Here is an 11,805-nt window from a genome sequence, read left to right as displayed (position 1 = left end):
TAAATCAGGTTTTTGCAAGACCCAAGCTTCAGTATAAGCCTCAAGACCATAAGCAAAGAAGGCGAATACCGGCCCTGATTACTCTACTGCCGGGGTGTCGGTGTCGCGCTTGCGCTTGTTGCCCATGCGCACGCCGATATCCATCAGGAACTGGAAGAAGCCTTCCTGATCTTCCAGCACATTGCTCCAGAACGGCGAGTGATACAGCGCCACCGCGCCGTGCACCAAGGCCCAGGCCGCGCAATAGTGGAAGTAAGGCGGCACGTCTTCGAGCTTGCCTTCACTGATGCGACCCTTGATCAACAGGGTCAGTCGCTCGAAGTTGGAGGCGCGGATCTTGTGCAGTTCTTCGACCAGTTCAGGTACCTGGTTGCCCTTGACCACCTTTTCTTCAAGGCGATCAAACAGCCGGTAGCGCTGCGGATCGCGCATGCGGAATTCAAAGTAGGCACGGGACAGCGCCTCCTTGTCTTTATCCACATCGGCGGAATGCAGCAGCTCGTTCAAATCACGCTCATAGTCGAGCATCAGGCGCAGGTAGATCTCGGCCTTGGACTTGAAATGCTTGTAGATCGTGCCTTTGCCGATACCCACGGCATCAGCAATCATCTCGACGGTGACACTGTCTTCACCCAGGTCGAGGAACAGCTTGAGCGCGGTATCGAGAATTTCTTGCTCGCGGCGACGAAACTCACGGACCTTACGGGGTTCTTTGTGCATAAGAAAAGGTCTGTTGGGGTCAAAATCGAAGCGGAGTATTATGCATTAGTCACGCTAAATTGCACGGATCATCCTGCATATCGTTGGGTTCAAACGTTTTACCCAAGGCAAAATGAGCACTCAAGCGAAGCTCGGGTATTCCAAATCTGTTTAAAAAACGATCAATCGTGACTGGCAGTTCGACAAAGCTGACCAATACTTAACATGTCGGCGCAACATCCCCCCCAAAGTGTTTCGCCGATCTAGGCAGCAACGGAATGTGTGCCTTTGTTTTACTCCTAATGGTCTTAACCCGGATTCCCCAGAGCCCGGGTTTTTTTTTGCCTGCCGATTTCAGAAGCATCACACACCAACTGTGGGAGCTGGCCTGCCTGCGATCGCACCAGCTCGGTTTGTATTGGAACCGCGTCGACTGCATCGCGAGCAAGCCCGCTCCCACATCAGAATGCTTGCGCAACCCGAGCCAGCGGGAACAGACGCTTGAAGTTCTCGGTAGTCTGCTCGGCGAAACGCTCGTAGGACTCACCGCGCAACATGGCCAGAAACTCAGCTACTTCACGTACGTACTGTGGCAGGTTCGGTTTGCCGCGATAGGGGATCGGGGCCAGGTAAGGTGAGTCGGTCTCCACCAGCAAGCGGTCTGCAGGCACTTGCCGGGCCACGTCGCGCAGGGCGTCGGCATTGCGGAAGGTGACGATACCCGACAGCGAGATGTAATAACCCATGTCCAGCGCCGCCTTGGCCATGTCCCAGTCTTCGGTAAAGCAGTGCAGTACTCCGGCCTGGGGCAATGCCGCTTCACGCAGCAGGGCCAGGGTATCGGCGCGGGCGCCACGGGTATGGATTACCACTGGCTTGCCGGTCTTTTCAGCGGCCTGCAGGTGCACCCGGAACGACAACTGCTGTAACTCGGCAGCTTCAGGCTCGTAGTGATAGTCCAGACCGGTTTCACCAATGGCCACCACCTGCGGGTGATTCAACTCGCCCAGCAACCAGTCCAGCGCCGGCGCTGCACCCGGCTGCACGTCCAGCGGGTGGACGCCCACCGAACAATCCACATCGGCATAGCGCTCGGTCAGGGCTTTGACATCGGCCGCATTGTCGGCGCTGACGCCGATACACAGAAAATGCCCCACACCCCGCTGACGCGCAGCCTCAAGGGCGGCGTCCAGCGAGCCGTCATGGGCGCTCAGATCAAGACGATCGAGATGACAATGGGAGTCAACCAGCATACAAAAAATACCTGTCTATCAATTCAATCAGATCAGCGCTGGCCGGGCAGGCCTGCCCATTGCACCAGTAGCGCTTCGATCAACAAATCACGGTTAAGGTTGGCCTTGTTCAACACCTTCTGGCGCTGGGCAAGAATCCAGTCCTGAATATCAAGCACCTTGCCCTGTGGGGTCTTCTGCGCCAGGTATTGCAGCACTTTGCGCATATCTTCAAGCCCCAGACCGTTTTCGTCCTGGGTCAGCTGATAACGCAGGATCAGGCTCGACCAATCGCAGAACCAGTCAAACAGCAATAGCAGCGGGATAGCTTTCCAGCTTTCAGTCAATTGACTGGCTGACAGCTCGCGCTTGAGCAGCTTCTTCACCCCCTCCACCACCGCAGCCCGCTGCTCGCGAACACCCTGGGCCTGCAACTTGACGGCCGCCAGTGGCGAACCTGCAGCCAGGGTCAGCAGTTCGGCACGCTCAGCATCACTGGCGTCGGGCAAGGCCCCGGCCAGCCACTCAAGGCTCAACGCCTCGCTCGGCAGCGGGCAGGCCTGCTGTACGCAACGACTGCGAATGGTCGGCAGCAGCCGACTGGACTGATGGCTGACCAATAGCAAGATGGTGTTGCCCGACGGCTCTTCAAGGCTCTTGAGCAAGGCGTTGGCAGCGTTGATATTCATCGACTCCACCGGCTCGACCAGCACCACCTTGCGCCCACCCAATTGGGCAGTCTGCACCACAAAGCTGACCAGATCGCGAACCTGATCGACCTTGATTGCCTTGTCCGCCTCTTCAGGCTCAAGAATGTAGTTATCGGGATGGCTGCCAGCCGCCAGCAATGAACAGGACTTGCATGCCCCACAGGCTTCAAGCCCCACCGGCTGCTTGCACAGCAGGCTGGCCATCAGGCGCTCGGCCAGCGCCCGCTTGCCAATGCCCGCAGGCCCGTGCAACAGATAGGCATGGGCATGCTGCGCCCGCCCGGCCATTTGCTGCCACAGGTTGTCTTGCCACGGATAGGCCTCAGCCACGGTGCATGCCCAACAGTTCTGGCAACAAGGCATCCAGTTGGCCCTGCACCTGTTGCAGGGTTTGTGCGGCATCAATCAGGCGATAACGCCCGGGCTCAGCCTTGGCGCGCTCCAGGTAGGTATTGCGCACCGCATCGAAGAAGGTGCGACCTTCCTGTTCAAAACGGTCCAGCCGACCCCGGGCACTGGCCCGGGCCATGCCGACTTCGATCGGCAAATCAAATACCAGGGTCAAATCAGGACGCAGCGCACCTTGCACAAAAGTTTCCAGGGCTGCGATACGCTCGTGAGACAAGCCCCGGCCACCGCCCTGATAGGCGTAGGTGGCATCTTGTTTCGGAATAGAGTCCAATGTAAACACCATGATATACTTCGTAATACCTTTATATGTAAACCGACTTGCTAACCGCCAGAACCCAATAGATCCGGGCCATTCAGGAGATTCACCGATGAGAAAGATCCTCGGCCTTGCCGCCAAAGCCCGCTCAGGGAAGGACACTGCAGCTGCCCTTCTTATGGCCCATCCAGAGGTAGCGACCTATGCGTTGGCTGATCCTTTGAAGGAAGGCTGCAAGGCGCTATTCGGCCTAACGGAAACAGAGACTTGGGATGATAACGCAAAAGAGGTAGTTCTTAGCTCTTGGGGCCGTTCACCTCGGCAACTGTTTCAACATGTAGGTACTGAGTGGATGCGGGAGCGTGATCCGTTGCACTGGTTGAAGCGTGCTGACCGCGAGATCAACCATCAACCTGTTATCTCATCCGCCACAGCCCCAGCCTGCAGGGAGACCCCGGCTTCCTCGAACATAACGGCTACCTTGAATAATCCCAACAGCCCCTTCACTCTCGCTACTCAAGCGATTTTTGGCCTTTCTGATTCACAGTTGAACGAAGCCAAACACATTGAGGACGAGCTGTGGGAGGCTACTCCTGCAGAGCTGGTAGAACACATCAAGGCACTGGTTCATCGGGACTTTCCTAATTTTGACACACAATACCAATCACATGTGAATGCTCACATGAATATTCAAAACACCAAACACAAATTTAAAAACGAAAAACAACTGACTGAGAACCTTAAACTCACCGCAGAAAAAAAAATCTACAAAAGCGAGATCAACCTTAGTGGCAAATCTTTAATTATCATCAAAGACATTCGATTCGAGAACGAAGCCGATTATATTCGTAAACTCGGCGGTGAGATTTGGCACATAATTCGCCCAAGCGCAAAAGCAGTTAACCCACACCCCTCAGAAAGCGGGATTGCCATCAAAGAGGGCGATCTGACCATTTACAACACAGGCACGCTCGATGAATACGAACGGGCAGTTAACGCTGCCTGGACGACCATCAAGTCCACTCTTTGACGCGGCCAAGCCTAATGAGTAAAACAATAAAACCATTAACACCACGAAGCGTGCATGGTCTATTCAAGCCAATTACTGAAAGCCCGTACGAATTGGTTACTACCCTTGACGGCTTTAATATTGAGTGCAGTTATCAAGGGCACCATTTTTGGGATGTAAACAAGCATATTTGCATAGCGATGCACCTTGTCATGACGATTTTCGCAAGGACTCATAGGCGCGGGGTAGTGTCATCACCTCGTGGTGGCATCAGTATTTTTTTTGATTTCGCTATAGAGTACAACAAGACTTGTTCAGAACCTTTTAAGCTTTGGCATTATGGGCAGATCACGCACAGCTTGTTTTCTCGATTCCGTAGTTGGGCAATTGAAAATGGGCATCCAGACTCGATAGCCAGCAATCTTGGATCAATGCTTCATGCTGCTGCAAACTTGGGACTTGATTTGCCTCAATTGAATTTGGGTGTGGGCCGAACCGAGGCGCGAAATCCGAAGGCAACCAGCCCCCTGATAGACGGCACGTATGATGCGGTTAAATACGCGCTTACAACGCATGTGAATAAACTTTACGAAAAAATTGAGTTTCGAAAACATGTCGAATCCGCTCATCCCTACACAATGGAAGAGGTTCTCGCTCCTGTTAACAGAAAATACTCGCGAGCTGAATTTTTCGAATGGGTACAAATGTGCCTCGACAACGAACTGCCGCTTCTAAATTTGCCAATTAGATGGCGCATCAAAGCTAGTAATGATGAAGAGCTCCAGGGCCTACTTCAAGGAAAACAGATCCGCTCGAAGATTATGAAGATCTACGAAGCCGAAGGCTCGCAATATAGTGTTGAAAATCCAAAGGATCATTTCCAAGCTAGATTATTCCACCATTGGAACCCAGATCCAGCAAGATTGGTAAAGACATTCCTTGAAAATGGCTTCCCAATGTATATTTCGAAGGAAGAGTTAGCCTCGAGATATACCTTTGAAGCCAATATGTCCTTAAAAACATGCAAAAACATTGTTGACGTTATACTGCTGCGCCTTACGCATTTTCGCCACAAAAAGTACCCCATCCAAGTCAGCAATACCGACGAATTTCTTAGAATGTACTATCCGTCTATCGTTGATATGGCCTGTATAGTAATGTTTATCATGCTGCAATCTAACTGGAACAAGGAAACCGTTCTTGCCATTGACTTTTTAAATCTTGAACACCCATTAACAGGTGCAGTGAAAGAAGCGGTAGCTGTCATTCAGTCAGAAAAAAACCGTTCGCAAGGGATCGGCAAGCCATTTTATGCCCCGAAGGAGATAATAGCAGTCAGCAGTAAAGTCGATGCATACTCCAGCTACAATCTTGTGAAGCTTGCGAACGAGTTATCAAAGCCATTAGCTGGATTGGCATTTGATGCCATTCCCTTCATTATGACCGAGGACGACCTCAATCAGTTGTTTCTGTGCATTAAGGAAAAGAAAAACTGGGGAATGAGAGGTGGAAGACATACATCAATTGCTTACAGCAAAGCGTTTAACCAAGGCGTGACCGAATTTTTGCGTGAGTATCCTATTTATGAGAAGGGCGAACGTTTAACCAAGACCTCTCAACTAACTAAACGATTGAGAGCTACTTGGGCGTATCAGCAACAGCAGGAGCACGGGGCGAGCCTGGGCCTGCTTGCGCTGCAAATGGGGCATGCGGATCTACTAGTAACAGATGAGCACTACACCAGCTCTCCAGAAGCCTTGAGAGCTGCTAAGCAACGACTACGCTCCGAGCTTGAAACGCTGTTGGATCTCTTCCGTCAAGGTCAATATCAGGGATTGCTCGGTTACGCTGAAGTTAAGGCAGTAGACCTACCTATGAAGGTTTTTCATATTCCAGGCATGGAGAAGGCACTTTGGGCTTGCATGAATCAACGTAACCCAACGTGGCCTGGAGCACGAAATTATGTGAAACCTGGCGAGCGCTGTTACAGCATCAGGAACTGCCTACATTGCAAGCAGTGCAACATCTTCGATGACTCCGCTCCATTCCTCATTCAGCGTCAGATCCACTTGGAGGAGATTTTGGACGACCCGCAAGAAGGTGAATCGGACTATAGCAACACCTTCAGCACGGAGCTCAAAATCATCAGCTCTATCTTGGACAATTGGGACGATCCAGAGCTAATCAGAGAGGCGTCTAGGTACCAACGGCGTAACTCCCCCCTGCTGCCCCGCGACCTTGAAATCCTGCAAGTTATTTTTGAAGAGGAGGACATGCAATGAATTATCCTCCTAAGGACTTCGACGCCCAATACTTAGCATCCATAAAAGCTGGAAATGGCGAAAAGTCGATTCCTGCAATGAGTCCCAGTACAGATCACCACACATTAGATGAATCCGCTGGCTCGACGGAGCACAGCATATCAGGTTACAGAGCGGCATCTGAATTTTCACTGAATGCATCAGAGGATCAGTTCGTGACTGCGAGGGACGATGAAGAGGACTTCGATGATGAAATACATGAAAAAGACAAAGAAATTGATTTCATCGAAGATGATGAACTTGAGGCCCAGCTTGCACTCGAAGAGCTGCTGAGAGATAGCGAGGAATTCAATGCTCCTATCCAGGATACTCTTGCTGAGCGCCTTCGACTCGACCCAGACGGCAATTTTCCCGTCTCCGCTTACTCACTCTACTGCGAAAACACTTGGGTGCTTTTCAAAGATGAATGGGGTATTGCAACTAAAATTTTGTTCAACCAGCCGAACGAGCACCGAGCAGCACTTAAAAAGGCACTAGCATGGCATTTTCTTCCCGAGAACTCGCCTTTTCATAATACCAGAAGTTACAGCACCTCCATATTCAACATTAAAGCTTTTTCGTTACTTTCACGCTATGTGCTAGAGCCGAACTTCCTTAGCGGGGATCCAGAATCGCTCCAAATTATAAATAGCAGAATGCTAGATGTGTCACTTGACAAGCTGAAGGATGAAGGCTACCAAAAGTTTTCCGAACTTTTCAGAATTTTAAAGACATGGAGCACACTGAGCTCTCAGAACCTCCTCCCTAAGAATCTGCACCTCGGCGTAGGCTTAGAGTGCATCAATACAACTGAGCGTCGAAAGCAAGTCGCGCATGCGTTTACCGGTAGACTTTCAAGCTGGATACCCTTTACCGAGTCAGAGCTAGGCAAGCTCCTTGATTATGCGTGCTTTTGGACAGAGAAAGCGCTGCCGTGTCTTTTGCGAGCTAATGCATTCATTATCGACAACAGGTTGGATGCTTATCGTAAGAAATGCGTTTCCAGAGGGAAGCCTGATCCATTAATCGAGCAAGAATTAAATATCGAGATCGAAGGCCGCACCGTCATGAAAACGACGTGCAAAGATGAAACCGTACTACGGAATGGCCGTCCAGAGCGGAGCGTCTCATATTGGTGGGCGAAGTCCTATGCCGACGGATTAGATCACGTAAGGAATGCCGTTTTTATTCTGATAGGTATTCTCACAGGCCTACGCGCCAGTGAAATTCGCATGATCAAATTTGACGATGTTTATGCGGATCGCGACGCCCCTAAAGATTATGTTCTGCGAGTGACTCGTTATAAGACGGCCAAAGATCCAAACTTCGGTGAGGTAGATGAACTACCCCTGCCCCATTTCCTTGCCCAGAGAATTCTAGAACTTAAAAATCTTCGAGTTATTACGACTTCTCAAGATAACCCTTACGTCTTCCGGTCAGGAAAATCATTCGGCCGCTCCCACCCGAAACAGTCAACCACTACAAAATCGATAGGCAAAATCATCAGCCAGATCGAACTGCATACGGGTGTCGATCGGATTCATGTCCATCGCTTCCGGAAGACGATTGCAGAGATCCTTATCAATCGCAATGAACGCAACATCGACATCATCCGCTTACTTTTTGGTCATAAAAGCTACACCATGACCCTTAAGTACATTGGCAGAAACCCGTATCTTGTCCGTACGGTGGCAACAGCAATCGAGCAGAATTATGCCGCCGAATTTGCCGACTTGATTACTGCGATTCAGACAGGCACCTCCTCCGGCCCTGGCGCTGAACGCCTGCTTGAACGCATCAACGCTAACAAAGGGGCATTTGAAGGAAGGCATCTAAGGCTCACCATTCTTACTTATGTGTCACATCTGCTGTCATCCGGACAGCCGTTGTTTATCCATCGAACGGCTGTTGGTAGCTTTTGTGTAAGTACACAAACCTATTCTTCGCCTAACCTCCCCCCTTGTCTTGTACATCGAAAAGGCAATGTACAAGGGCTTCCACCAAATCCATCGAGCTGCGATCCAAGCTGCGAGCACGCGGTGATCGTCCAAAAGGCCCAGCGTGCGATGGAAGACAACATTAAATTTTATACGAATATCCTTGAGAAAGGCGGTAATTCCCTTAGTGACAAATCCAGAAAGGCGATACTTGAAAAGATTTCCTCCAACACTAACCATCTCAACAAACTCAGCCAGCAAGCTGAATTAATACCAGCCTTAGAGGTTCATGTATGAGTAGTCAAGATACCCGGAATCGGCTGATCTCCCTCATCAAGGAGCATCAACTGGAACATGGGCTGACGAAAATCCAGATTGGAGTTCTTTCGGAGCGCGCCGGCATCACGCGTCAAGCTTTCAACCGCTTTTATAACGATCTCAAACCCTTCAGCCAAGGTCAATCGATTGCTCCTCTGCTAGTCGATGACACAGGAGCTACTCAAGACCTTCTTGCAAGGCGGGAACATGATCTAGACCAATTGCGAGCTGAAATTAAAGCGATGAAAATTCAGCATCCGAAAGACATCGAGTCTGCCATAAGTAGGCATCTGACTACGCTAATGAACAGTGACCTGATGATGTTCGAAGCCAAAGAGATGACTGCCACTCTTGAGAACCAGAGTAAGCATAATGAAATGCTCAAGCGTCAATTGTTGGGAGCGCAGGTAAAAAACACTAGACTAACGATTGATCTCGCTGCCCATCAAATATTATGCAGCAGCACTGCAACGCGCCCAGTCAAGAATGCCAAAAATTTCTTGGCGCTGACTATAAGCTTTGCTGATATGAACTTGAAAGGCAATGATTATGATGCCTTTGAACATGCTAAGGACAGGCAGTTAGATGCTCATATAAAAACCCTTAAAAAGTTTCCATCCCCTGAAAAAATAGAGATCCATATTTTTCAGGAGCGTTATATTTCCGCTTTCAAAAACTTCTGCAGCGGGCTTCCAGAAAAAGAAGGCATTCTTATAGTAGCGATTCAGGCACCGGTTTTTGCCCAAGCCGAACTTAAAGAACTGCTCCGTAAATTAATAGGATTTGCCTCCGTGACGTTGCACATTCCGTTCTCAAAATCCGTGGCATCTGCGGCTGCGTTCCAGAAATTCAATTTTAGAGAGGTTCCACCTCAAGAATTTGAAGAAGCGTCAAAAGCTCGCGTCCCTCAAATTGACTGGGGTTTTGACGGTATTCAAGTTTTCAGGGCCGAGTGATATGCTAAACATTAAGATACGACGCATGACGTACGTAAGCTCAATACTCAGTACAGAGGTTACGCATTACGTTCTCGTCGCTCACGTAAAGTCTAAGATTATTTTGGTTAGTATGGTCAATTACTACCTGCACTCGGTGACCCGCTCCTCAGAGCAAACTTCTAAACGATACGCCACCGTAATCGCTGCGTTTTATCGCTTCCTTTCTACTCAGAATAAATTTAGAAGCACCGACCCAGGCAACTATCACACCACTGTTTCCAATATTGACATTAAGAAATGGCAGATTGCTAGGAAAATCAAGAGAGTAAGTACTAACAGTTTGAAGCCTCATTCAGCCACTATTCTTGAAGATGCCACTATTGTATACACTTATTTTGCGTGGCTGATAAAACATGACTTTTCTACGCTAGTCAACGTTTCGTACAAAAACTGGATCGCAAACTTCAAGAGCGAATCCCTTTTGAACTATGTAAAGAAACGTGCAAAAGTCGTTCTTGACGTCGATCCGATTCGTGTTTTAGACAGACAATCCAGGCAAAAACGACACAAAAGTTTGATCACAGATGATGAGATTAAACTGCTAATTGCCTCCTATCCGGATACCGTCTATGCGACCCTTTTTTGCTTTGAGCTAGCCACTGCTCTCAGGCCTATGGAGCTTTGCGAATTTCCCTATGTGGGGAAGGGCCCTAATCGGCACATCATGCCGTATGACTCGATGGCCAAGGAGCAAAAAAAGTTTGAATACACACTGGTGGGGAAGGGAGGTAAGCCCCGTACTATCCACATCCCGGCGTATGCACTGTCCGACATTTATAAGAACTACACCGAGAAGGAATATCCAGCCCGCAAGAGAAAATTTAAGGAAAAATATGGTCGTCCTTGCTCTCCGGATGTTCTGTTTCTTACAAAAGCAGGGGTGCCTGTGACCGAGAAGATGATCTCGGATGCAACAACATATGCGGTGGAGCTTGCACACAAGCAGGATCAGTCGTTCCGTACGACGAACAATTTTTATCAGGCGCGTCATTGGTGGCCGACTATGATGATGATCCAACACCGAGGAAAGGATTTGCTCAATCCAATTTCCGATGTTTTAGATGCGGCATTCGCGCAGGTGCTGGTCAATCAGATGGGGCATGGTGATATTAGGACGACCTACAAGCACTACCTAGATTTTGCTCGGGTGCTGGTGATAACCCAGCAAGGTCGACTGAACGACATCATCACTGAGGAATTCAATATCCATCGACAGATCGAAGAGTTCGGTAAGATGTCTATTCAGCCTCCTGATGGAGTAGATGATGAAGCTTAATAAGTGACGGAATCTTTATGCTGGCTCCAGTCCGTTATTAAAAGTGTCGACTGCTCGAGGATCTCTGAAAAGATGACAGACGGCATGATGCCTTTGTTCTCTTCGGATTACCCAGCTCGAGCGGCCGCTTCGCATTGGCGAATGTCTGAGGTTGCGCCACACCTCCTCGAACGCATTTCGACGTAGTCAGTGGGCAGTCGATTCCCTGATGCTACTCGAGAATTGCTATGCACACTCCAATCTACCCAGACGACCTGAATCCAGAGAGTTTCAAAAGGTCAGCCAAGAAAATGCAGTGAGATTAGCCAGGCCAACAGCCAGTCGAACTTGCCGTTGCACGCGGGATATTTTACAAGGCGTTAGGCTATTGCGACCATCACGACGCGGTGATAGTTGCGGTAGCCATGGGGCACCTAAAGAGTTGAACAGCCCATCCATGTCCTGAGATATCTGGCGGCACGTAAAGCGAGCCGGGCCTCTAGGCCCGAATCACGACTTTGCATGGAGCGCGCGCTGAGCCTGAATACGCCCTACTCCCGATCTATGATCAGATTGTGACATCGGCGGCCGCGAAAACTGAGTGCAACACCTGACCTTTCCGGTACGGTGCTGCCCCTATGTCCTATTCCGAACTCAGCGTTGAAGAGCGCGCGATCATT

Annotated in this window: 8 protein-coding genes and 1 pseudogene; 5 read left to right on the top strand and 4 right to left on the bottom strand. The window is 49.8% G+C overall.

Annotated features, from left to right (window positions below; genetic code table 11):
- Positions 1 to 78: 78 nt before the first annotated feature.
- The 4 genes and pseudogenes from ACZRMH_RS17995 to ACZRMH_RS17980 form a co-directional block, all read right to left on the bottom strand.
- On the bottom strand, positions 79 to 720 hold the full coding sequence (locus ACZRMH_RS17995; RefSeq protein ID WP_019827947.1) for a TetR/AcrR family transcriptional regulator: 642 nt from the start codon (positions 718 to 720) through the stop codon (positions 79 to 81).
- Positions 721 to 1,160: 440 nt separating this feature from the next.
- Positions 1,161 to 1,952, bottom strand: a complete 792-nt coding sequence (locus tag ACZRMH_RS17990) for a TatD family hydrolase (protein WP_464014567.1) — start codon at positions 1,950 to 1,952, stop codon at positions 1,161 to 1,163.
- A 32-nt stretch (positions 1,953 to 1,984) separates the two neighbouring features.
- On the bottom strand, positions 1,985 to 2,971 hold the full coding sequence (locus tag ACZRMH_RS17985) for a DNA polymerase III subunit delta' (protein ID WP_464014566.1): 987 nt from the start codon (positions 2,969 to 2,971) through the stop codon (positions 1,985 to 1,987).
- Positions 2,964 to 3,302: pseudogene (locus ACZRMH_RS17980) on the bottom strand (dTMP kinase); the annotation flags it as partial. The pseudogene ACZRMH_RS17980 and the gene ACZRMH_RS17985, both read right to left, overlap by 8 nt.
- Before the next feature lie 118 nt (positions 3,303 to 3,420).
- Between ACZRMH_RS17980 and ACZRMH_RS17975 the strand changes: the two are divergent.
- From ACZRMH_RS17975 to ACZRMH_RS17955, 5 genes are all read left to right on the top strand, one after another.
- On the top strand, positions 3,421 to 4,338 hold the full coding sequence (locus ACZRMH_RS17975; RefSeq protein ID WP_401369060.1) for a deoxynucleotide monophosphate kinase family protein: 918 nt from the start codon (positions 3,421 to 3,423) through the stop codon (positions 4,336 to 4,338).
- 14 nt (positions 4,339 to 4,352) lie between these two features.
- Positions 4,353 to 6,599, top strand: a complete 2,247-nt coding sequence (locus tag ACZRMH_RS17970; protein WP_401369057.1) for a hypothetical protein — start codon at positions 4,353 to 4,355, stop codon at positions 6,597 to 6,599.
- Entirely contained in the window at positions 6,596 to 8,851 is a 2,256-nt protein-coding gene (locus tag ACZRMH_RS17965; protein WP_052750658.1) for a tyrosine-type recombinase/integrase, read from the top strand. Before ACZRMH_RS17970 ends, ACZRMH_RS17965 begins: the two co-directional genes overlap by 4 nt.
- A complete protein-coding gene (locus ACZRMH_RS17960; RefSeq protein WP_401369052.1) occupies positions 8,848 to 9,828 on the top strand; it encodes a hypothetical protein in 981 nt (326 codons plus the stop codon). Before ACZRMH_RS17965 ends, ACZRMH_RS17960 begins: the two co-directional genes overlap by 4 nt.
- Positions 9,829 to 9,940: 112 nt before the next feature.
- Complete coding sequence (locus ACZRMH_RS17955) at positions 9,941 to 11,146, top strand: hypothetical protein (protein ID WP_401369049.1); 1,206 nt, start codon at positions 9,941 to 9,943, stop codon at positions 11,144 to 11,146.
- The last annotated feature ends 659 nt before the right edge of the window (positions 11,147 to 11,805 follow it).

Source organism: Pseudomonas sp. B414, assembly GCF_055408445.1.
Note: the sequence above shows the minus strand (reverse complement) of the source record. Positions and strands in the feature narration are given on the sequence as shown.